Source organism: uncultured Peptoniphilus sp. (assembly GCF_946998875.1).
Classification (GTDB): domain Bacteria; phylum Bacillota; class Clostridia; order Tissierellales; family Peptoniphilaceae; genus Peptoniphilus_A.
Map to the genome: position 1 here is coordinate 1 of NZ_CAMQAY010000009.1, position 21,576 is coordinate 21,576.

At 34.2% G+C, this 21,576-nt stretch carries 23 protein-coding genes and 1 riboswitch; of the genes, 9 read left to right on the forward strand and 14 right to left on the reverse strand.

Translation table 11 applies throughout. The annotated features are described in order from the left end of the window. A partial coding sequence (htpG, locus tag Q0U74_RS04170; protein WP_297392852.1) for a molecular chaperone HtpG occupies positions 1-1,262 on the forward strand: 1,262 nt, incomplete at its 5' end. A 78-nt stretch (positions 1,263-1,340) separates the two neighbouring features. On the opposite strand, the gene Q0U74_RS04175 is transcribed toward htpG, so the two are convergent. Further along, entirely contained in the window at positions 1,341-1,724 is a 384-nt protein-coding gene (locus Q0U74_RS04175; RefSeq protein WP_297392853.1) for a hypothetical protein, read from the reverse strand. A 221-nt stretch (positions 1,725-1,945) separates the two neighbouring features. Between Q0U74_RS04175 and Q0U74_RS04180 the strand changes: the two genes are divergently transcribed. From Q0U74_RS04180 to Q0U74_RS04195, 4 genes are all read left to right on the forward strand, one after another. Then, on the forward strand, positions 1,946-2,539 hold the full coding sequence (locus Q0U74_RS04180) for a type IV toxin-antitoxin system AbiEi family antitoxin domain-containing protein (protein WP_297392854.1): 594 nt from the start codon (positions 1,946-1,948) through the stop codon (positions 2,537-2,539). Between the two features lie 151 nt (positions 2,540-2,690). Continuing rightward, positions 2,691-3,365: a nucleotidyl transferase AbiEii/AbiGii toxin family protein gene (locus tag Q0U74_RS04185; RefSeq protein WP_297392855.1), complete on the forward strand. Its 675-nt coding sequence runs from the start codon at positions 2,691-2,693 to the stop codon at positions 3,363-3,365. A 127-nt stretch (positions 3,366-3,492) separates the two neighbouring features. Further along, entirely contained in the window at positions 3,493-4,605 is a 1,113-nt protein-coding gene (locus Q0U74_RS04190) for a sodium ion-translocating decarboxylase subunit beta (protein ID WP_297392856.1), read from the forward strand. 10 nt (positions 4,606-4,615) lie between these two features. Further along, positions 4,616-4,741 (forward strand): OadG-related small transporter subunit, encoded by a 126-nt coding sequence (locus Q0U74_RS04195; protein ID WP_297392857.1) that lies wholly within the window; start codon positions 4,616-4,618, stop codon positions 4,739-4,741. Positions 4,742-4,802: 61 nt separating this feature from the next. On the opposite strand, the gene Q0U74_RS04200 is transcribed toward Q0U74_RS04195, so the two are convergent. After that, a complete protein-coding gene (locus tag Q0U74_RS04200) occupies positions 4,803-5,228 on the reverse strand; it encodes a hypothetical protein (RefSeq protein ID WP_297392858.1) in 426 nt (141 codons plus the stop codon). 153 nt (positions 5,229-5,381) lie between these two features. Here Q0U74_RS04200 and tpx point away from each other — a divergent pair, with 153 nt between their 5' ends. Genes tpx through Q0U74_RS04215 form a run of 3 tightly spaced genes read left to right on the forward strand, consistent with a single transcriptional unit; the run spans position 5,382 to position 6,748 of the window. Next, a complete protein-coding gene (gene tpx, locus Q0U74_RS04205) occupies positions 5,382-5,882 on the forward strand; it encodes a thiol peroxidase (protein ID WP_297392859.1) in 501 nt (166 codons plus the stop codon). After that, positions 5,882-6,361, forward strand: a complete 480-nt coding sequence (gene rlmH / locus Q0U74_RS04210) for a 23S rRNA (pseudouridine(1915)-N(3))-methyltransferase RlmH (RefSeq protein WP_367178316.1) — start codon at positions 5,882-5,884, stop codon at positions 6,359-6,361. Before tpx ends, rlmH begins: the two co-directional genes overlap by 1 nt. 9 nt (positions 6,362-6,370) lie before the next feature. After that, on the forward strand, positions 6,371-6,748 hold the full coding sequence (locus tag Q0U74_RS04215) for a hypothetical protein (protein ID WP_297392861.1): 378 nt from the start codon (positions 6,371-6,373) through the stop codon (positions 6,746-6,748). A 44-nt stretch (positions 6,749-6,792) separates the two neighbouring features. Here Q0U74_RS04215 and Q0U74_RS04220 read toward each other — a convergent pair whose 3' ends face one another. From Q0U74_RS04220 to hisS, 7 genes are all read right to left on the reverse strand, one after another. Then, a complete protein-coding gene (locus Q0U74_RS04220; protein ID WP_297392862.1) occupies positions 6,793-7,548 on the reverse strand; it encodes a ZIP family metal transporter in 756 nt (251 codons plus the stop codon). Positions 7,549-7,638: 90 nt separating this feature from the next. Continuing rightward, positions 7,639-7,854, reverse strand: a complete 216-nt coding sequence (locus tag Q0U74_RS04225; protein WP_297392863.1) for a hypothetical protein — start codon at positions 7,852-7,854, stop codon at positions 7,639-7,641. Between the two features lie 4 nt (positions 7,855-7,858). After that, a complete protein-coding gene (locus Q0U74_RS04230) occupies positions 7,859-8,401 on the reverse strand; it encodes a M48 family metallopeptidase (RefSeq protein ID WP_297392864.1) in 543 nt (180 codons plus the stop codon). A 1-nt stretch (position 8,402) separates the two neighbouring features. Then, positions 8,403-9,866, reverse strand: coding sequence for a cardiolipin synthase (cls, locus tag Q0U74_RS04235; protein WP_297392865.1), 1,464 nt, complete (start codon positions 9,864-9,866; stop codon positions 8,403-8,405). Positions 9,867-9,888: 22 nt separating this feature from the next. After that, positions 9,889-11,715 carry a translational GTPase TypA gene (typA, locus tag Q0U74_RS04240; protein ID WP_297392897.1) on the reverse strand — a complete coding sequence of 609 codons (1,827 nt, stop codon included), beginning with the start codon at positions 11,713-11,715 and terminating at the stop codon, positions 9,889-9,891. A gap of 254 nt (positions 11,716-11,969) precedes the next feature. Next, on the reverse strand, positions 11,970-12,101 hold the full coding sequence (locus Q0U74_RS04245; protein WP_297392866.1) for a hypothetical protein: 132 nt from the start codon (positions 12,099-12,101) through the stop codon (positions 11,970-11,972). 83 nt (positions 12,102-12,184) lie between these two features. Further along, entirely contained in the window at positions 12,185-13,492 is a 1,308-nt protein-coding gene (gene hisS / locus Q0U74_RS04250; protein WP_297392867.1) for a histidine--tRNA ligase, read from the reverse strand. 254 nt (positions 13,493-13,746) lie between these two features. On the opposite strand from hisS, the gene Q0U74_RS04255 reads away from it, so the two are divergent. Beyond that, a complete protein-coding gene (locus Q0U74_RS04255) occupies positions 13,747-14,970 on the forward strand; it encodes a sodium/glutamate symporter (RefSeq protein ID WP_297392868.1) in 1,224 nt (407 codons plus the stop codon). An 85-nt stretch (positions 14,971-15,055) separates the two neighbouring features. Here Q0U74_RS04255 and Q0U74_RS04260 read toward each other — a convergent pair whose 3' ends face one another. The 5 genes from Q0U74_RS04260 to Q0U74_RS04280 all read right to left on the reverse strand — a co-directional run bounded on the left by Q0U74_RS04260 (position 15,056) and on the right by Q0U74_RS04280 (position 21,442). After that, on the reverse strand, positions 15,056-16,540 hold the full coding sequence (locus Q0U74_RS04260) for an aldehyde dehydrogenase family protein (RefSeq protein WP_297392869.1): 1,485 nt from the start codon (positions 16,538-16,540) through the stop codon (positions 15,056-15,058). A 271-nt stretch (positions 16,541-16,811) separates the two neighbouring features. Continuing rightward, positions 16,812-17,540, reverse strand: a complete 729-nt coding sequence (locus Q0U74_RS04265) for an amino acid ABC transporter ATP-binding protein (protein WP_297392870.1) — start codon at positions 17,538-17,540, stop codon at positions 16,812-16,814. A 1-nt stretch (position 17,541) separates the two neighbouring features. Beyond that, the gene (locus Q0U74_RS04270; protein ID WP_297392871.1) at positions 17,542-18,312 is read right to left on the reverse strand and encodes an amino acid ABC transporter permease; all 771 of its coding nucleotides are present in this window, start codon (positions 18,310-18,312) and stop codon (positions 17,542-17,544) included. 17 nt (positions 18,313-18,329) lie between these two features. After that, entirely contained in the window at positions 18,330-19,184 is an 855-nt protein-coding gene (locus Q0U74_RS04275; protein WP_297392872.1) for a transporter substrate-binding domain-containing protein, read from the reverse strand. A 101-nt stretch (positions 19,185-19,285) separates the two neighbouring features. Then, positions 19,286-19,453, reverse strand: a riboswitch (Lysine riboswitch). 225 nt (positions 19,454-19,678) lie between these two features. Continuing rightward, positions 19,679-21,442 carry an S-layer homology domain-containing protein gene (locus Q0U74_RS04280; protein WP_297392873.1) on the reverse strand — a complete coding sequence of 588 codons (1,764 nt, stop codon included), beginning with the start codon at positions 21,440-21,442 and terminating at the stop codon, positions 19,679-19,681. Between the last annotated feature and the right edge of the window lie 134 nt (positions 21,443-21,576).

Below are 21,576 nucleotides of genomic sequence, written 5' to 3' on the forward strand. Positions count from 1 at the left end.
ACTACTCCAACTACATCTCCTATCCAATAAAGATGGAAGTGGAAAAGAAAAGACCTGCTGCCGACTCCACAGAAGATAATCCAAAATTTGAATCCTATAGGGAAGATGATGTCCTTAACTCCTCTGTTCCAATGTGGAGAAAAAATAAAAATGAATTGAAAGAGGAAGACTACAACAACTTCTTTAAGCAAAGACACTTTGGCTTTGAAGATCCCCTTGCCCACCTTCACATCAGCGTGGAAGGTATGATTTCCTTTAAGGCAATTTTATACATTCCATCAAGAAGACCCTTTGACTTCTTGAGTCCAGATAGAAAGGGCGGACTTGAACTTTATTCCAACGGAGTCTTAATCATGGAAAAATGCGAAGATCTCCTTCCAGATTATTTAAACTTCGTCAAGGGTGTAGTTGACTCTGAAGACATTTCACTAAATATTTCTCGTGAAATGCTACAAAAAACTCGCGAACTTCAACTTATAAAGAAAAATATTGAAAAGAAAATCTTAGAAGAACTTGCAAAAATTCTTAAAAAGGACAGGGAAAAATATACTGAATTTTTCAAAAACTTTGGCGTAAGCTTAAAATCTGGTGCCTACGAAAACTTTGGCGCCGACAAGGACAAGCTAAAAGACCTATTTATCTATGACACGACAAAGAGAGCAAATGTGACATTTAACGAATACAGAAAAGAAATGGGACCAGACCAAGACTTTATCTATTACGCCAATGGCACATCTCTTGAGGGCATAAAGGACCTTCCACAAATAAAACACTTCATGGAAGAAGGTATTGAAGTCCTTGCCCTAACTGAGCCTATAGACGAATTTGTCATCAAGATGCTTGATGAGTACGATGGCAAGAAATTCAAGTCAATTTCTGAAACAGAAGTTAAGGAAGAAGACGAAAAAAATCTTGGCGACTATGTAAAGAAGATGAAGGACCTTTTATCTGGCGAAGTTTCATCAATAAAGGAAAATCCAAATCTAAAAGATGACGCAGCTTATCTATCAAGCAGGGGCGAAATCTCCATAGAAATGGAAAAGACTCTTAGCCACATGCCAAACAACGAAGCCTTTAAGGCAGACAAGGTTTTAGAAATAAATCCAAACCACCCTGCTGTTAAAAAATTAAAGGACATGGACAAGGACTCCGAAGAATTTAAAACTTACACAGAATTACTTTACGACGGCGCAAGACTTGTGGCAGGTCTTGACATAAAAGACCCCATCGCCTATGCAAGAAATGTGTCAAAGTTGATGTAAAAAAATTTTATAAAATAAATAAAAATATAAGGCTCTTTTCACTATGAAAAGAGCCTTTTTTTGGATTTTAAAGATAACTTATGGCTTTTTATTTAAAAGTAAAAAAATATTTTCACCTAGGAGCAAGAAAAAATACAAGACATTGAAATCATAGAGGTATAAAAAATTTTCAGGCAAATAACATTTTTTTGTTACCATATAAATTACCAGTACAAAAATTTCAATTAAGAAAAATATTCCAGCAGATTTTTTTGATAGCTTACTTGCAAAATTAAAAAAATAGGCAAGCATAAAGCCCAAAAATAAAATCATTATAATTTTAAGAAGAGCTAAGATAAGCATATATTTTATATCAAAGGTTGCTTGAACTTTCCCACCTATGTATCCAAAAATTTTTAAACTGATTAGGTTTAAAATCGGAAAAAGAAAGAGTGAGATTATAAAATTTATATATTTTTTCAAAAAATCCTCCTAACCTTTAATTTACCCTTTACATCTTATAATATTACTTAAGTCATTTACTATATCTCTATTTTACTAAAAAATATCATATACACTAATATAAATCAATTTTAACTTTATGAATTAAGATAAATAATTTTTAAGAAAAATAATTTTTGTTGTATTTGTGCGTACAAATTGATAAAATGTAAGCACAAAAGCAACAAAGCCGAGGTGATATTTTGAATTATATAGAAATTATTGAAAATAAAATAAAAGAAAACCAGGGGATAATAACTAATAGGGAACTTGTAAAAAATAACATACCTACTATTTATCTTCATAGAATGGTTAAGGCTGGATTTCTAGAAAGAGTTGATAGAGGCGTTTATATCTCAAAGGAAGGCGATCACGATGAATACTATTTTTTTTCAAACAGATATGATGTGCCTATTTTTTCTTATACATCTTCTCTATACCTTCACGATGTCACAGATTTTATTCCCCAGAAGATGGAAGTAACAGTGTATAGAGGCTACAATGCTCACAGAGTTGATAAAAATGTAATTGTTCATTATGTAAGTAAGGACCTTTATGGCCTTGGAATTACTAAAATAAAAACTAAGTATGGAAATATGGTTAAAGCCTATAATAAAGAACGAACTTTTTGTGATTTTGTAAAAAGTCGAAAGGAAATAGACAGTGAACTTTTTTCCAAAACCATAAATAATTACATTAAGGATAAGAATAAAGATTTGAATAAACTTTATGACTATGCAAGGAAAATGCAAATCGAAAGAGAAGTTAGCGAAATAATCGAGGTTATCTATGAATAAAAATAAGTTGAGAGCCCTTTGTTTACAAGTATCTCAAAAATCAGGCTTAAGTTACAATTCCATTCAAACCTATTATTTTTTGGAAAAAATACTAAAACAAATTGCTGACAGTGATTTTTCCTCTGATTTTATTTTTAAGGGTTGATTTTTGTTGTCCAATATTATAGGTCTTAAGGAGAGGACAACTAGAGATATTGATTTTTCAATAAGAAATTTTTCTTTGGAAGAAGAAATTCTTAGAGAAAAGTTCGAAATAATATTAAGGGAAGATGGCAATGATATTTCTTTTGAAATTATTGATTTAAAAAGCATAAAAGACGATGATCCTTACGGCGGATACAGAGTTGAAATAATGTGTAAATTAGAAAATATTAAAGAAAAAATTCACATCGACATAGCAACTGGAGATCCTATAACTCCAAAAGAAGTGAACTACAATTACAAAAGCATTTTTACTGGAGAAAACTTTAATTTAAAAGCTTACAATATTGAAACTATTCTCGCAGAAAAAATTGAAACTATTTACTCAAGAGGAGTTTTTAATAGTAGAAGCAAAGATTTTTTTGATGTTTATATTATTTACTTACTGAAAAAGGAAGAAATAAATTTTGATGATCTAAAAAATGCCTGCATAAATACTTTTTCTTATAGGGGGAATGTCTTCAATTTTGATGAGCTTTTAAATACAATTGATTTAATTTCCTCTAACGAAAATATTTTACTTAGGTGGAATAATTATATAAAAAATCAAATAAACTACATTAATATTAGTTTTGAAAAAGTTATATTAAATATAAAAGAACTTATTCAAAAAATAAATTCTTAACCTTAATAAATTTGAATTAAATGTCAAAATAGCTCACATAAAAATGTGGGCTTTTATTTTACAAGAATTGAATATTAGGCTCTTTTATGTTATATTACTTTGCATGTAAAAATATTTAGGAGGTCAAATGGAAACACTTTTATCTGGGATTTTAAATCTCGAAGTTAAACACATAATTATGTTTATCATTGGCGGAATTTTAATTTATCTTGCCATTGAAAAACAATACGAACCGTCACTTCTTCTTCCCATTGGTTTTGGAGCAATTATTTCTAATATTCCACTATCATCAGCCGTTGGCGAAGAAGGTTTTTTGACAATTTTATATAAGGCAGGGATTGCCACTGAGCTCTTCCCCGTTTTAATCTTTATAGCTGTCGGTGCCATGATTGACTTTAAACCACTTATTGCATCGCCATTTATGCTCTTCTTTGGAGCAGCGGCGCAGTTTGGAATTTTTGCCACAATGCTTTTTGCAATTTCTACAGGAAAATTTAGTCTACCAGAAGCAGCTTCAATTGGCATAATCGGTGCAGCAGATGGCCCTACATCAATTTATGTTGCCAAGGAATTTGCACCTAATTATCTTGGACCAATATCTGTTGCTGCCTACTCCTATATGTCTCTCGTTCCAATTATTCAGCCACCAGTTATTAAACTTCTCACAAGTGAAAAGGAGAGAAAAATTAGGATGAAGTACACTACTGTTCATGTGCCTAAAAAAGTTGAAATTCTCTTCCCAATTGTAATAACAGTTATAGCTGGCATTATCGCACCAATGTCTGTTGCCCTAATTGGCGCTCTCATGTTTGGAAATTTAATAAGAGTTTGTGGAGTTCTTGATAGGCTTTCAACTTCTGCCCAAAATGAACTTTCAAACCTAGTTACAATTTTACTGGGAATTACTATTGGTGGCACCATGTCTGCCGATGCCTTTTTAAACATCCACACACTTATGATCCTTGCCATGGGACTTGTTGCCTTTATCTTTGACACAGCAGGCGGCGTTCTCTTTGCAAAATTTTTAAATTTATTTTTAAAGAACAAGGTCAACCCAATGATTGGTGCAGCTGGCATCTCTGCCTTTCCTATGTCTGGTAGAGTTGTGCAAATGATGGCGGCAAAGGAAGACCCAACTAACTTTATCCTAATGCAAGCCATGTCAGCCAATGTTGCCGGTCAACTTGGCTCAGTAGTTGCAGGTTCAATGATCTTGGCTCTCGTGCCAATGTTTATGTAGGAGTGATAAAATGGATATGACAGTATTTACGCAGGGAGTAGAAGTTGCGCTTTGGGGACTTGCTGGAGTTTTCGCAGTCCTAATTCTCTTCTACATCTTTACAAAGATAATGCTAAAAATTTTTAAGGAAAAATAATTTTTGAAAAATTAATAGACATGAAAAAACTGTTGGAAAAATAAATCCAACAGTTCTTTTTTTATTTATCCTTGTACTCACCTATAAAAGAATACCTTGTGTCCCAGTGGTCAAATACTAAATCAGGTTTAGGCTCTTTATCTTTATAAGTTCTCATGCCATATATCCCAGTCACAGGCTCCTTTAAATCGTCAAATTTCATTATGACTTCATAGCCTGCGCCTGCTTTTTTTAATTTATAAGTGCCAGTAAAGTCATAAGCATTATTTCTATCAGTCATGACAAAATTTTTCTTGTCAAACTTTATTGCCATGTCATTATCTACTTTTTTGCCATCCTCCATCCTTGTAATGTCCTCAATGGTCCAATTAACATTATAAATTTTTTTGTCTGGAAGAAGTTCGTTATTTCCTTGGCAAGCGGATAAAAAAATTCCCAACATTCCCATTGCAAAAACTAAAATTAAAGTTTTAAAAATTTTTTTCATAAATACCTCTTTTACTTTTTAAAATAACAAACTTTCTTTTAATATTTTTTACCCAAATTTTATTATTTTATTTCAATCCCTTGTTAATATTAAATAAAAATGGATATAAATGTAGTGTAAATTAAAGTAAATATTTTATTGGAGGTAATTACAATGGATATAACATTTGGCGGAAATAAAGTAAACTTAGAAGGTAAAGAAATCAAAGTTGGAGATATGGCTCCTGAATTTAAGGCAGTTAAAAGAGATTTATCTGATTTTAATTCAGCTGACTTAAAGGGCAAAATCGTAGTTTATTCAGTTGCACCATCAATTGACACACCAGTTTGTGCTATCCAAGCAACAACATTTAACGAAGAAGCTACAAAATTATCTGATGATGTAAAAATCGTAACTGTAACAGTTGACCTTCCTTTTGCACAAGAAAGATTCTGTTCAGTAAAGGGAATAGAAAACGCAGACATAGTTTCTGACTACAAATACAGAGAATTTGGCGAAAAATATGGCTTCATGATTAAAGAATTTAAGCTACTTGCTCGTGGCGTTGTAATTGTTGATAGAGATGGAAAAGTTCAATATGTTGAATATGTTCCTGAAGTAACTCACGAAGTAAACTTTGAAAAGGCTCTTGAAGAAGTTAAAAAATTAAAATGATAAATATTAATTTAATCGTACTTGGCAAAATCAAGGAAAATTATTTTAAAGATGCTATAAATGAGTACAAAAAAATGCTTAAATCCTATGCCGATTTAAGCATTTTTGAAATTATGGACGAACCCTGCCCCGAAAATTTATCGGAAAAGGACATAGAGAGGGTAAAAAATATTGAAGGCGAGAAGATTTTATCAAAAATAAAGGATGGTGCCTATGTCATTGCCCTTGCCATTGAAGGAAAGAGCCTTGACTCTGTCGCCTTTGCAGATAAAATCAATGACCTCATGATAGACGGCCACTCCAACATAACTTTTGTAATTGGTGGAAGTCTTGGACTATCAGATGAGGTTTTAAAAAGGGCAGACTACAAGCTAAGCTTCTCAAAGATGACCTTCCCCCACAAACTAATGAGGGTTATTTTAATGGAGCAAATTTATAGAGCCTTTAGAATAATAAATAACCACCCCTACCACAAGTGAGGCGATAAAATGATTTTTTCCTTTGACTCTTACATGATAAATGTAAATACCTATAAGACAGAAGAATTTATGAAAAAATTAAAGTCAGTGGATATAAATTTAGAAGAAAAAATAATTTCCACCTTAGAGGAAATGTCCATTGACTATAAAAAGCCAAGCTACATGAAAAAACTTGGCGACACTCTAATCTTAAAATATCACGCAGTGGGCAAAATAATTTCCTATGGCGATGTGAGGACTAATGCTGAGTTAAAATTTATTGACGGCATTCATCCAATTTATTTTTTAGATGAAGCAGAAATTTATTTCACAGAAGCAGTGGAGATGAGGGAAGACTTTTTAGATGAAAACTCCTTTGAAATAAATATAAATGCAAGGATAAAATAAAAAAATACCTCATGACTTAAAAAGTTGTGAGGTATTTTTGCGTCTTAAATTAAAGCATCTAAAAACATCATTAGGATAAAGCCAAAGATAACGCCATAAGTTGCGGGCCTTTCGTAGCCATTGTTGTGGGTCTCTGGTATTATTTCGTCGCTAATTACAAAGAGCATGGCACCTCCTGCTAAGGCAAGTATAAAGCCAAGTGTGGAAGAAAAAATTGACACAAGCCAAACTCCCAAAAAGGCTCCAATGGGTTCAACAAGCCCAGTCAAGGTTGCTATGGCAAAACCCTTCTTGCGTGAGTAGCCTTCTCTTACAAGGGCAAGGGCAACGGCAAGTCCTTCTGGCATATTTTGAAGGGCAATACCAAAGGCAACGGAAAGTCCATTGGACATATTGTCTCCACCAAAGCCAACTCCTGTGGCAAGTCCCTCTGGAAAATTGTGAATTGCTATTGCTATTACAAAGAGCCAAATTCTTGATAGATTTTTTACATTTACTCCCTCATGTTTCTTATCGATTAAATGCTCGTGGGGAGCGTACCTATCTATTAAGTCAAGCATAAGTGCGCCGCAAAAGATTCCCAGCCCCGTTACTAGAACTCCAAGTCTTCCTTCTCCTGCTTCAAGGCTTGGTATAATAAGGGAAAAGCAAGTTGCAGCAAGCATTACTCCTGCAGCTGCTGCAAGAAGCACATCTAGTACCTTTTGGCTGACATCTTTTGCAAAAAATATGGGGATTGCGCCAACCCCAGTCATAAGTCCTGGCACTATACAGCCAAGTATTATAAAAGTTAAATTCATTTTCTCACCTGCTTTTTATTATAACATAAGTAAGGGACAAATTTTTACTGCATCAAAAAAGCACGCCTGGCGTGCTAATTTTTTACATATTTATAAACTACCTGCTGCTCTTTTTATTCCACCTACAAGTTCGTTGAAGAAATTTGTTACTTTATCATAGAGATCTCCAAGGTTAAAATTTCTTATTCCATTTATTATTAGTTGTCTATCGATTTTTTGATTTCCAACAAATATTGAAATATTAAAAAGTTTCATGAGAATTACCACTAGGGCGATTATTCCTATTATTTTTAATGCTTTTTTCATTTCTTCACCATCTCTTTAAGTCTCTTTCAATTTCTTCGTAATTTGGCATATACTTTTTGCACTCTTCTTTAAATTTCTTGTCGTGGTAAAAATATTTGAGGTGGACAAGTTCGTGAAGGACCACTGCCTCGATCTCTTCTCTAGGTCTTTCTGCCAGATAAAGATTTATCTTTATGGCGCCACTTTGTGGGTAACAAGTGCCCCATCTCACCTTCATCTTTCTTATCTCAACAGATTTTGGCGAAAGCCCCGTAAGGTTTTCGTATTTTTCAAAAATTTCATCTAAAGCTTTTTTCAGTTCAGATCTATAAATTTTTTCAAGTTCTTTTTCTGATGTTATTTCTAATTTTTCGCCAAACAAGTGATTTTTGTATCGTCTTTTTCTTAGGTCTTCTTCTTTTAGTCTTTCAATAATGTCCAAATTGTTTTCTACAATTCTCTTTATTTCTCTTTCACTTGTTCTAAGTGGTGCCGACACCTTTATTATACCATCTTCTACCTTTATTCGAAGGTTTTTTACCTTTTTTCTATATATTTCTATATTCATTTTATAAAAGTGGTGACAATAGTCTTGAGATTGACTCCCTAAATTTTGTAAACTTAGACCTATTGTTGTAGATTTCTGGAGTTATTTCTGTGCAGGACTTTAAGTCCTCTTTAAAGTCTTCCTTTAGTTTTTTATTTATCTCTTCATCATATATAAAGGCATTTACTTCGAAGTTTAATTCAAAAGATCTTATGTCGAAGTTTGCTGTTCCAACACTGGATAGGTAGTCGTCTGATATTACTATTTTTGTGTGGAGAAAGCCGCCTTCATATTGATATACATGAGCGCCCCACTTTAAAAGTTCTCCCATAAAGGAAAGGGATGCCCAGTGAACAAAGACATGGTCTCTCTTTTTTGGAAACATCAAGTTAACTTCAACTCCAGATAGGGCTGCAACCTTTAAGGCCTTTAAAAGTCCTTCATCTGGCACGAAGTAAGGTGTTTGAATGTATAATTCTTTTCTTGCAGATGTTATAAGTTTTTCGTATCCATTTCTTATGGAGTCTGCCTTGGTGTCTGGTCCACTTGTGACAATATTTATGTCAACCCCATCTTCTATTTCAGGGAAAAGCTCTGTAGTAAATCCCTTAGTGTAATCCTCAGATGCAAATTTGAAGTCCAAGAAAAATCTCCAGGAAAGTCCATTAACTGCTGGCCCCACAATTCTAAGATGAGTATCTCTCCAAAAGCCCATAGGCCCTTTGGATACATATTCATCGCCTACATTAAAGCCACCAACATAGCCAATTCTCTTGTCTATTACTACAATTTTTCTGTGGTTTCTATAGTTGATGTGGGTGTTTATTTTTGAGATAAGTCCTGGGAAGAAGATGCCAAATTTTACTCCAGCTTCTTTTAACTCTCTTCTATGTCTAAGAGTCATCTTCCTAATACCCATTCCATCAATTAATAGGTAGACATCAATACCTTCTCTTGCCTTTTCTTTTAAAATATTTGTAAATTCAGTAGAAAGTTCGTCAGATTTATAAATGTAGTACTGCACATAAATTGTGTGCTTTGCCTGTCTTAAATCGGCAAATAAATCTTCAAACTTGCTTTCACCCTCGTTATAGACCTTGACCCTGTTGTTAGTATAGAGAATTTCATCCTCGGCACGATTAAACATCTCTACCATGTCAAGATGATTTTTTGTCCTATCATTGGAATAGACAAATTCACCCTTTTCAATTTGTTTAAGCTGATACTCAGATTCCTTTTCGAGAATCATGTCGGCTCTATTTTTGCCGTCAAATATTCTGGACTTTGATATATCCTGACCTATAAAAAGGTAGAGGATAAATCCAACTACTGGCAAAAAATTTATAGCCATTACCCATAATAGTGTAGAAACTGGCTTTTTGTTGTCGTAGAGGATAATAAATCCTGAAATTAATACATTTGCTACAAATAGGAAGGAATAAACTTGGGCAAAGTTTTTAAACATTCCAAAATAGGCATTAAACATGGAACACCTCTGTTATTTTTTATTATTTGTTTTTCTTTGATTTATACCTTTGTTGTGAATCTAAAATTTTCTTTCTAAGTCTAAATTCACTTGGAGTAATTTCTATAAGTTCATCGTCTTCAATAAATTCAAGAGCTTCTTCAAGACTCATCTTCTTTACTGGAGAAAGTCTAAGAGCATCGTCTGAACCTGAAGCTCTGACATTAGTTTGCTTCTTTGCCTTTGTTACAGAAACTTCGATTTCAACTCCCTTTGGAGATTCACCTACAACTTGACCTTCGTAGACATCTTCCCCTGGTTCAACAAAGAGAGTTCCTCTCTCTTGTGCATTGTTAAGTCCATAAGTTGATGCAACGCCTGTGTCAAAGGAAACTATAGAAGCATTAACTCTTCTTGGGATTTCACCCTTGTATGGCACATAGGATTCGAAAATTGAATTTAAAATTCCGCTTCCCTTTGTGTCAGTCATAAATTCAGTTCTGTAACCAATAAGTCCCCTTGAAGGAATTATAAATTCAAGCCTTTGGTAACCGCCATTCGGCTCAATAATATTAACAAGTTCGCCCTTTCTTCTGCCAAGTTTTTCTATGACAGAACCTGCGTAAACACTGTCAACATCAATTGTAACTCTTTCAGTTGGCTCAAGTCTTTTGCCATTTTCATCAAACTTGTATAGAACTTGTGGCTTAGAAACTTGGAATTCGTAGCCTTCACGCCTCATGTTTTCAATTAATACAGAAAGGTGAAGTTCTCCTCTACCAGATACCTTAAAGGAATCAGTAGTGTCAGTTTCTTCAACTCTTAGTCCAACATCAGTTTGTAATTCTCTATTAAGTCTTGCTTTAATTTGTCTTGATGTCAAGAACTTGCCAACTCTACCTGCAAAAGGTGAATCATTTACAGAAAAGTTCATGGAAATTGTTGGCTCAGAAATTTTTACAAATTCAAGACCTTCAGTGTCTTCAGTTGATGTAATAGTATCGCCAATGTTGATGTCTTCGATGCCTGTAACAGCAACAATAGATCCTGATCTTGATGAGTCAACTTCAACCCTATTAAGACCTTCAAATTCATAAATTTGTGCAATTTTAATATTTTCTTTAAAGTCAGGTTTTAATTTATTAACTCTTACAAGTTTGTCATTTTCTTGAATAATACCTTGTTCAATTTTTCCAATACCAATTCTTCCAACATATTCGTTGTAGTCAATAGTTGAAATCAAAAGTTTAAAAGGTTCGTCGTCTCTATTTTCTGGTGCAGGGATGTACTTAATAATAGTTTCAAAAAGTGGATCCATGGATTCCATCTTATCATCTAAATCAAGGGCAGCTATACCTTGTTTTGCTGATGCAAAGACAAAAGGACATTCCAAAATTTCATCGTCTGCGCCAAGTTCAATAAATAAATCGAGAACTTCGTCTACAACTTCAAGAGGTCTGGCTTCTGGTCTGTCTACCTTATTTATGCAGACAATAACTGGAAGGTTTAGCTCAAAAGATTTTTTCAAAACAAATTTTGTTTGAGGCATTGGACCTTCAAAGGCATCAACTAGTAGTACAACGCCATTTACCATTTTAAGCACACGTTCAACTTCTCCTCCGAAGTCAGCGTGTCCTGGTGTGTCAATGATATTGATTTTTACACCATTGTGGTTTACGGCAGTGTTTTTGGAAAGAATTGTAATACCTCTTTCTCTTTCAATGTCGTTGGAGTCCATAACTCTCTCGTTAACTTGTTGATTATCTCTAAAAATACCTGATTGTCTAAGTAGTGCATCTACAAGTGTAGTCTTGCCATGATCGACATGGGCAATTATTGCTATATTTCTAATATCTTCTCTTTTCAAAATATCATCTCATTTCTTCAAACTTCTATCCTATTTTAAGCTTAAATAAAAAAAAGTGCAACATAAGTTGCACGATTTCTTGTATTTTTTAAGCTTTTCTTCAAAAAATTTTAATGCTAATGACAATCGTGACGAGTCACGATTGGACTGGTCTTCACTACGAAGACAACCGAAGGGAAGTTTGAGTAGATGAAGAACCTTATGCAGCGACTGTAGAAAAAGCGACCGAATAGGAAGCTTTTTCAAAGGAGTCGCAATTATTTACTAAATTTTTCTACTAGTTCATCAAAGGTTACTTCTTCTTGATCTCCACTTCTCATATTCTTTAATGCTAATGACAATCGTGACGAGTCACGATTGAAATGTTCTTCACAGTGAAGCCGAGCCATGCGAAGGCTGAACTGATGAAGAAGCTTATGCATGCGACTGTAGAAAAAGCGACCGAATAGGAAGCTTTTTCAAAGGAGTCGCATCATCTCTTGAATTTTTCTACTAATTCATCAAAAGTTACTTCCTCTTGATCTCCACTTCTCATATTCTTCAAAGAATATTTTCTGCTCTTGACTTCTTCTTCACCAAGGACAATTACATAGTCTACCTTAGTTTGATCTGCATACTTAAATTTTTTCTTTAACTTGGCAAATTCAGTGTAGACAGAAACCCTTACTCCCTTTTCCCTAAGTTCACTTAAAAGTTTTATGCCGTCGTGTAGACAGTCGTCCATTGGTATAATCAACAAATCAACAAGAGATTTTTCTTCACTAGAAATAATCTTTGCTTCATTTAATTGATAGAAAAGTCTTGAAAGTCCAATGGAAATTCCAACGCCTGGAAGAACTTTATCTGTGTAATAACTTGCAAGGTCTTCGTATCTTCCGCCAGAACAAACTGATCCAATATTTGGATAATTATCAAGGGTAGTTTCATAAACTGTGCCTGTGTAATAATCTAGTCCTCTTGCAATTTTTAAATCAATATCAAAACAATTTTCGTCTATGCCAAAATCCCTCATGTAGCCTACAACTTGAGTTATTTCGTCAAGTCCTTCAAGGAAAACTTCATTTTCAATTTTAAGATCATTTAGGGCCTTAATAATTTCATCTGTGCTGCCCTTGATTTTAATAAATTCAAGAATCTTTTCGCCAGCTTCTTTTGTAACGCCAAGTTCAGAAAGCTCAGACAAGACATTTTCTTCGCCAATTTTGTCGATTTTATCTACAGTTCTCAAAACATTCATTGAATCTTCAATGCCAAGAGAGCCGAAGAATCCCTTTAAAATTTTTCTATTGTTTAGGTGAATTGTAAAATCTGTAAAGCCTAAATCTTTAAATGTGTGATAAATTACAACTGGAAATTCTGCGTCATTTACAAGAGATAATTCCCCCATGCCGATTGTGTCGATGTCGCATTGATAAAACTCTCTAAAGCGACCTTTTTGAGCTTTTTCGCCCCTATAGACCTTTCCTATTTGATATCTCTTAAAAGGGAAGGACAAATCATTCATGTGCTCTACAGTGTATCTTGCTAGAGGAACTGTTAAGTCAAATCTAAGGGACATGTCTGTGTCGCCCTTAGAAAATCTGTAAATTTGCTTTTCAGTTTCTCCGCCGCCCTTTGCGAGTAGCACTTCAGATTTTTCTATAACTGGTGTATCTATTGGCAAGAAACCATGTTTTTCAAAATTGTCTCTAATTATATCTCTCATCTCGTTAAAGAGAATTTGTTCCTTTGGTAGCAGTTCCATAAATCCTGGAAGAGTTGAAGGTTTCACTATACTCATGATATCACTCCTATTTTTTATAATTTATAATTTCTTATTGATTTTATTTTATCACATAATCTTTACTTTTTGTACTTTTGTCTAGTATTAAAGGAAAGTATTTTTTCTTGCACTTAGCTTATAAATTCAAACTTTAAAAAATTTTTAGTAATTTCATTAATTTTTTTGACTCTAGTTCTTTTTTATTTTATAATTACAAAGTTGAGAATAATATTCATTATGGTCTCAATGAATTTTTTTTTGGGAGGAAAAAAATGGAAAGAATAAATGTAGAATTTGGAATGTTCGAAGTTTTACTTCTTGCTATACTTGGTATTTATCTAGGAGATTTTCTAAGAAAGAAATTCCCTATTCTTGTTAAATATTGCTTGCCATCAGCAGTAGTTGGAGGAACCATAATTTCAATAATTACAATGATCTTATACTATGCAGGAATTATAGAGCCAGACTTCGACTTTAAAACTGTTAACACTTTATTTTATTGCTTATTTTTTGCTGCAAGTGGTGCAGCAGCCAGCCTTTCACTTTTAAAGCAAGGTGGAAAACTGGTAGTTATATTTGCTTTTTTGGCAGCCTTACTTGCCATTTGTCAAAACACTGTAGCTCTTGGAGTAGGTCATTTACTTCATGTTCATCCACTTATCTCTATGATGACTGGCTCAATACCTATGACTGGTGGTCATGGAAACGCAGCAAGTTTTGCGCCAATAGCTATTAAGGCAGGACAAAAAGCTGCTATGGAAGTTGCAATTGCATCTGCTACCTTTGGACTTATTGCCGGTTCACTAATTGGTGGACCTTACGGTAACTTTATAGTAAAAAGATTTGGCTTTCAAAATCCAGAACTAGACAATAAGCAAAACACAATAGTTGACACTGCAAAAACTGTTATGATGAACAAAAATAATGTAATCTCAGCAGTAAATATGCTAGTTCTTGCCTGTGGTATTGGTGAATTATTTTTCTTAGTATGGCAACACTATGACATTAATATTCCAATTCATGTAAACTGTATGCTTGGCGGTATTATAGTGAGAGTCTTCTTAGACAAAACTGGCAGAGCAAAGGACTCTCTATTAGAGGCAATTGACACAGTGGGAGACTTTTCCCTTGCACTCTTTGTTTCAATGTCAATTGTAACAATGAAATTGTGGCAACTTGCAGACCTAGGACCTCAACTTATTGTGCTTCTTCTTGCTCAAATTGTTCTTGTACTAGTATTCACTTACTTCTTAACTTTTAGACTTCTAGGCAAGAATTACGACTCAGCAGTAATGGCAGTAGGTCACCTTGGTTTCTCTACAGGTGCCGTACCAGTTTCAATGACTACAATGAAGACTGTATGTGACAAGTACAGATACTCAAAGCTTGCCTTCTTCGTTGTGCCAGTAATTGGTGGATTTATTTCAAATCTTACAAATGCCTTTATTATTACAACCTTCTTGGATATAGCAACAAAAATGGGCGCAGGTATGTAAAATTTAATAAAAATTTTGAAGATTTTAAAAGGGCTATAGTTTTTACCATAGCCCTTTTTTTAATTATTCTATTTTATTCTTATTTTTAGTATAGTCCTGATGGTTTTTCAGAAGTGTTTATAAAAATATTTTTAACTTGTGAATATGCATCAAGCATCATCTTGTGGTTTTCTCTACCTATACCAGATGTCTTATAGCCGCCGAAAGGTGCTCCTGCAGGAAGTTGGTTATAAGTGTTAACCCACATTCTTCCAGTTTCAACGCCTCTTGCAACTCTTATTGCCTTATTGATGTCCCTTGTCCAAACAGCGCCTGCTAGACCATAGTCAGAGTCGTTTGCCATTTTTATAACATCTTCTTCGTCTTTAAATTTTATTACAACAGCAACTGGTCCAAAGATTTCATCTCTTGCAACTTTCATCTTGTTGTCTACATCTGTGATAAGAGTTGGCATTGTGAAGTAGCCATTTTCTGTGCCATTCTTTGTAGCTTTTTCGCCACCAACGGCAATTGTCGCTCCTTCTTTTTTAGCGATTTCTACATAGCCAAGAACTTTTTCAGTTTGTGATCTATTTACTTGGGCACCAACTTGAGTGTCTTCTTCCCAAGGAAGTCCAACTTTAATGCCTGCAAATTTTTTAATTGCCTTTTCTATAAATTCATCGTAAATGTCTTCTTGAACGAAAACTCTTGAGCCAGCGCAGCATACTTGACCTTGGTTAAACAAAATTCCCATAGCAAGTCCATCTAGGGCAAGTTCCATGTCGCAGTCGTCAAAGAAAATATTTGCTGACTTTCCGCCAAGTTCTAGTGTAGCAGGAATTAATTTGTTTGCTGCAGCCTTTGCAATTTTGTAGCCAACTTCAGTTGAGCCAGTGAAGGCAAGTTTTGATAGACCTTCATGGTGTTGTAAATATTCACCAGATTTTGAGCCAGAGCCAGTTACTACATTTACTACTCCCTTTGGCACTACATCTTTAATTAACTTCATTAGTTCAAGAAGTGATAGTGAAGTAGTTGAAGATGGTTTAATTACAACAGCATCGCCTGCTGCTAGAGCTGGTGATAATTTCCATGCTGCCATTAAGAATGGGAAGTTCCATGGAATAATTTGACCAACAACTCCAAGAGGTTCACGAAGAACAATTGATAAAGTGTTTTCGTCAATGGCATTGGCAGTGCCTTCTTCAGCTAAAATTGCTCCTGCAAAGTATCTAAAGTGTTCAGATGCTAGAGGAATATCAACATTTCTTGTTTCTCTAATTGGCTTGCCATTGTCTAGAGTTTCTACCATGGCAAGGTGTTCAGCATTTTCGTCAATTATGTCGGCAATTTTATTTAAAATTTTTGCCCTTTCATATCTATTTGTCCTCTTGTACTCATTAAAGCCTTCCCAAGCAGCCTCAACAGCTCTATCAACATCTTTTTCAGATGCTTGTGTAATCTTTGCTAAAAGTTCTCCATCGGCTGGGCAATAAACATCAAGTGTTTCGCCACTTTCGCCTTCAACAAATTCTCCGCCAATAAATAGGCCGTATTTTTTATCAAAATTAATTTTTGGTTTTGTCATATTATACTCCTTATCTCAATTTAATACATCATAAAAAGCTTCTATATAAGAAATACCCCCGGTAATTTATTTAAAACCTATATTATTTTTTTAACAAAGTTTTACATAGTGGAAAATTATAATCCTTGCCTAAAATTTTGCCTTTACACAAATTTTTTCTATCTCTTAATATTTTTGGACTTAAAAAATTATTTGGTCTCTAGAAATTTTATTGTCTCTAAAATTTTACAAAAAAAATAAAAGCCCTTTCGAGCTTTTACCTTTAATAAATTTATAAAACCATGGACAAAAATTCCTTTGCCCTCTTAGTTTTTGGATTTGCGAAAAATTCCTTGGAGTCTTCGTCTTCTGCAATAACTCCCTTGTCCATAAAGAGAACTCTGTTAGACACATCTCTTGCAAAGCCCATTTCGTGAGTTACAACAAGCATGGTAAGTCCTTCTTCTGCCAAATCACGCATGACATTTAAAACTTCATTAACCATTTCTGGGTCAAGAGCTGATGTCGGTTCGTCAAAGAGTAGAACTTCTGGATTCATGGCAAGTGACCTTGCTATGGCAACTCTTTGCTTTTGTCCACCAGATAGGGATGCAGGTTTTGCATCCTTAAAGGGATACATGCCCACCTTTTGCAAAAATTCTTCTGCAAGTTTCACTGCCTCCTGGCGAGACTTTTTCAAGACCTTAACTTGTCCTATTACACAATTTTCAAGTACGCTCATGTTGTTAAAGAGGTTAAAGGATTGAAAAACCATGCCAACCTTAGTCCTATAATTATTTATAGAAAGGTCATCTAAAATATTTTCTCCATGATATTTTATTTTGCCGCCATTGGGTTCTTCCAAGAGATTTATACACCTAAGAAGGGTGGACTTGCCTGAGCCAGAGGAACCAATTATTGAAACAACTTCGCCCTTTTTGACTTTAAAATTTATGTCCTTTAAAACTTCATTATCTCCAAAGCTTTTTTCCAAATTTTCTATTTCAAAAATGTATTCCATGTCACACCTCTTCCTTTACTTCAATAACTTCTGCTGTAGATTGAGAACCGTAAATTTTGTAAGTTCCGTCGCCATCCATTTTCTTTTCAATAAGCTTCATAGCTTGGCTCACTGTAATAGTAAGCACTAGATAAATTAAGGCTGTGATGAAGAAAACTTCGAAGTATCTGAGGTAAGTTCCTGCTGCTGATTTTGAAATAAAGAATAATTCTGAAACAGAAATTACATTTAAAACAGAAGAATCCTTTATGTTTACAATAAATTCATTGCCCACTGATGGGATAATATTTCTTACAGCTTGAGGAAGTACAACTTCTGTCATAGTTTGCCAATGAGTCATGCCTATGGATAAGGCTCCTTCAGTTTGACCCTTGTCAACAGAAATAATTCCACCTCTTATGATTTCAGCCATGTAGGCACCTGTATTTACAGATACAATAATAAGGGCTGAAGGCATGGCTGCCATATTTAAGTTGAAATATTGTAGAGAACCGTAGTAGAACATCATGGCTTGTACCATCATTGGCGTTCCCCTAATAACTTGAATGTAAACTGTAATTATGGCATTTACAACCTTTAGAAGTCCCCTCTTAAAGGCTGAAGATTTTTTATTTACTTTTATAGTCCTTACAATTGCTATTAAAAGTCCTATTAAAAAACCAATTAAGGTGCCTATAACGGCAATTATAATGGTATTAAGAGTTCCCTCAAGAAAGAGGGAACCATATTCCTTTATTAAAAATCCAATCCATCCAAAAAAACTTTCTGGCATCTTTTTTCTCCTATACTTTATTCGCTAAGTGGTTGATTAGCCACAGCTTCTTCCATTATGCTTTGTCTTTCATCTTCAGAAATTTTTGAAAGTGCGTCGTTAACTTTGTCTAAAAGTTCTTGATTTCCCTTCTTAACGCCAACTGAAATAGAAGTGTCTTCAGTTGAAGCTTCAAAGCCCTTGCCCTTTTCAAATTCTACAAAAGTTAAATCATTATTTGCAGAAGTAGCAGAAAGTGCGCCTGGTCTTTCAGAAACATATCCGTCAATCTTTCCACTTCTAAGAGCAACTATCATTGCTGGGAAAGTTTCAAGAGCTGTTGACTTATTTACACCTTCAATTTGATCAATTACATCATAGTGGAAAGTGTTAAGTTGTCCAGTGATGTTTGCTCCCTTAAAATCCCCAAGTGACTTTGCATTGGCATAAGGAGAATCCTTTTTAACAACAATTACAAGGTCTGATGTGTAATAAGTGTTGGAGAAGTCAATAGTTTCTTTTCTTTCAGCAGTTGGACTCATACCTGCAATAATTAAATCAATCTTTCCTGAAGTAAGGGCAGGAGTAAGACCATTCCATTCAGTTTTTACAATTTCAAGTTTCTTGTCCATGGACTCAGCAATTTTCTTTGCGATTTCAACATCGTATCCACCAGCGTAGCCGCCAGTTGCAATTGGATAGCCATGTTCTTCACCAGTTTGTGTCCAGTTAAAAGGTGCATAGTCACATTCCATTCCAACTTTTATTGTATCAGAATCTGCTGGTGAAGCTGCTGCACCTCCATCGCCCTTTGGATTACAAGCTGCTAAAAACATTGTGCTTGCTAAAGCACCTACTACTAAAATTTTTGCTACATTCTTTCTTAAATTCATGATATACCTCCGTAAATTCTCGGTGGCTATAAAAAGTAATAAAAAAAACAGTCTGGAAAACCAAACTGTTAAAGATGTCTAAATATAAGACAAAGTATTTAACTTTAGATAGCTCCCCACATATTTGTGACAGTCATGCAAATATTGTTTGCATGCCCAGCATATTAACTTACCATTAATACACTTCGGCGAAATTTCCTTTCATCTTTCTTCACTGCATGGTCTTGCTCTAAAAGATTACTGATAAAGTCCGCTCCTCTATCGTATTTTTCAATACAATGTATTTAATTGTTTCATCAATTATATATATGAGAATTATAAAAGTCAAGGACTTTTTTATTTTTCTTTAATTTTTTTATTTTTCTCTGTTTTTTATAACCTTTCTCCTAAAATTTATTACTTATTCATATTCTCAAGCTGCAAAAAATTTTTAGGCTTCCAAAAATTTTTACATAAAAAATAAGGCTCCACTTGGGAGCCCTATAATATTAAATTTATTTCCAAATATCAACGTCTGAAGATGAGTTTAATCTTTCTCTGTCGTGAGAGTTTGCTGCATCAATGATGTTGTAGTAAGCCCAGAAGCCTTCATTAACATCTGAGAATTTATTTAAAGCTGATTTGTTTACATTGTTAAGTGAAAGTGCAGTAGTGTTTCTATCGAAAACAGAGTTTAGAATAGTAACAGCTTCTGCTCTTGTGATTTTTGCATTTGGTTTAAAGGATCCATCAGGGTAACCTGAAACATTTTTGTTGCCATAAAGTTTATCAATAGCATCCTTTGCCCAGTGATCTTTAACATCTTGGAAATCAGTAGTGCTCTTCTTTTCGTTCTTAACATAACCGGAGATCATTTGAGCAAATTCTGCTCTTGTAATGCTTTCATTTGGCTTAAATGTTCCGTCTGGGTAACCAGAAATTAGTCCCTTAGCAACAACATAGTTAACTGCCTTTGAGAACCAATTATCGCTTGCATCAGAAAATCTTGTTGCAGAACTTGTTCCAAAGTTAGCGCCGCCATTTAAAAGTGTAGCAAACATTTGAGCAGCTTCAGCTCTTGTTACATTTGCTTGTGGCTTAAATGTTCCATCTGGATATCCCTTGATATAAGAAATAGCCTTAACAGTTTCTACTGCATTCTTAGTAACCTTGTATTCAAGCTTACTAATAGCTCCTTTTTCGTCCTTAGCTTCAATCTTAATAGTTTCGCCATAGATAAGGGCTCTGTCTAAAAATACTGTGAAAACGCCAGAATTATTTACAGTGATGCTGCCAAGTTTTCTATTGCTTGCATCGTAAACTGTAATTTCGTCCTTTGCATTTGCAGTTCCCTTTACTAGTTTTTGACCGTCAAGAGCTTCTGTGATTTTGAATTTTTTATTTTCAACTGTCTTTGAATCAAGGTAAAATCTTAAATCATTAACTTCGTTGTTATAAAGATTTTCGCTTAAATCTACTGAGAAATATGAGTTTTTGTCAGTTCTAAAGCTTCCAAGTAATTTGCCATCTCTATAAACTCTTGCAAATTCGAAAGGATGATTTTTAATATATCCTGTCAAAGTTCTGCCCATAAGTCTCAAGTCACTGGCATCAATTCTTGAACCCTTGATGTCTCTGTAAAAATCATTTTTAACTTCAACGCCTTCTGAAGTGTATCCATTATCTTTAGCACAAATTGTTATGCTTTCCCCTTCTCTTAAATCTAATTTAATAGAAAATCTTCCATCTTTATCAGCTGATCCTAAATACTCGTCAAGTCTTCTATAGTCTTTTAAGTTTCTAGATTTTACATAGATGCTGGCTTTTGGTGAAGTTTGACCACTTAGATAAGTTCCATCAAATCTTACATTTGTAAGTGTTAAATTTCTATATCTATTATCGTATCTATCGCTTACATTAAATTTTAAAGTAACATTTTTTGTTGAGCCATCTTTAAATTTTACTGTAACAATTTCTACATGGTTTCCCTTTGAATCATATTCAAAAATTCTATTTTCAATTGTTGCTCCTTCAGGTAGTCTAATATCTCCAGTATAGAATCTTTCTCCCTTATCAAGATTGAAGTCTAAGCTTGATAGATCACTTTTTTGTGCTTCTGTTTCTGTTGGTGTTCCTGTAGTTGCTGGTTGTGTTGCTGCTGGTTGATTAGTTGTTCCTGCTGCTGGTTGTTCTCCAGTTGCAAAAGCAGATACTGGCATTGATGCTGCTAATACTCCTGCTAGTGCAAGTGTTAAATATTTCTTACTATATGGTTTCATTATTTCCTCCTAATAAAATATAAATCTATTTCATACTACGCTAATGAGTTTATATCTCTTTTGTGATAAAAAAGTGATAAGTGGCTGATATTTGAGCTTTTTAATATTTTTTTAACATTTTGTAACACAATAGA

Bases quoted from the DNA above. Each gene is read 5' to 3' on its own strand.
- Q0U74_RS04190 (WP_297392856.1), top strand. From the start codon at position 3,493: ATGGAAACACTTTTATCTGGGATTTTAAATCTCGAAGTTAAACACATA.
- Q0U74_RS04195 (WP_297392857.1), top strand. From the start codon at position 4,616: ATGGATATGACAGTATTTACGCAGGGAGTAGAAGTTGCGCTTTGGGGA.
- Q0U74_RS04200 (WP_297392858.1), bottom strand. From the start codon at position 5,228: ATGAAAAAAATTTTTAAAACTTTAATTTTAGTTTTTGCAATGGGAATG.
- tpx (WP_297392859.1), top strand. From the start codon at position 5,382: ATGGATATAACATTTGGCGGAAATAAAGTAAACTTAGAAGGTAAAGAA.
- Q0U74_RS04215 (WP_297392861.1), top strand. From the start codon at position 6,371: ATGATTTTTTCCTTTGACTCTTACATGATAAATGTAAATACCTATAAG.
- Q0U74_RS04220 (WP_297392862.1), bottom strand. From the start codon at position 7,548: ATGAATTTAACTTTTATAATACTTGGCTGTATAGTGCCAGGACTTATG.
- Q0U74_RS04225 (WP_297392863.1), bottom strand. From the start codon at position 7,854: ATGAAAAAAGCATTAAAAATAATAGGAATAATCGCCCTAGTGGTAATT.
- Q0U74_RS04230 (WP_297392864.1), bottom strand. From the start codon at position 8,401: ATGAATATAGAAATATATAGAAAAAAGGTAAAAAACCTTCGAATAAAG.
- cls (WP_297392865.1), bottom strand. From the start codon at position 9,866: ATGTTTAATGCCTATTTTGGAATGTTTAAAAACTTTGCCCAAGTTTAT.
- Q0U74_RS04245 (WP_297392866.1), bottom strand. From the start codon at position 12,101: ATGGCTCGGCTTCACTGTGAAGAACATTTCAATCGTGACTCGTCACGA.
- hisS (WP_297392867.1), bottom strand. From the start codon at position 13,492: ATGAGTATAGTGAAACCTTCAACTCTTCCAGGATTTATGGAACTGCTA.
- Q0U74_RS04255 (WP_297392868.1), top strand. From the start codon at position 13,747: ATGGAAAGAATAAATGTAGAATTTGGAATGTTCGAAGTTTTACTTCTT.
- Q0U74_RS04260 (WP_297392869.1), bottom strand. From the start codon at position 16,540: ATGACAAAACCAAAAATTAATTTTGATAAAAAATACGGCCTATTTATT.
- Q0U74_RS04265 (WP_297392870.1), bottom strand. From the start codon at position 17,540: ATGGAATACATTTTTGAAATAGAAAATTTGGAAAAAAGCTTTGGAGAT.
- Q0U74_RS04270 (WP_297392871.1), bottom strand. From the start codon at position 18,312: ATGCCAGAAAGTTTTTTTGGATGGATTGGATTTTTAATAAAGGAATAT.
- Q0U74_RS04275 (WP_297392872.1), bottom strand. From the start codon at position 19,184: ATGAATTTAAGAAAGAATGTAGCAAAAATTTTAGTAGTAGGTGCTTTA.
- Q0U74_RS04280 (WP_297392873.1), bottom strand. From the start codon at position 21,442: ATGAAACCATATAGTAAGAAATATTTAACACTTGCACTAGCAGGAGTA.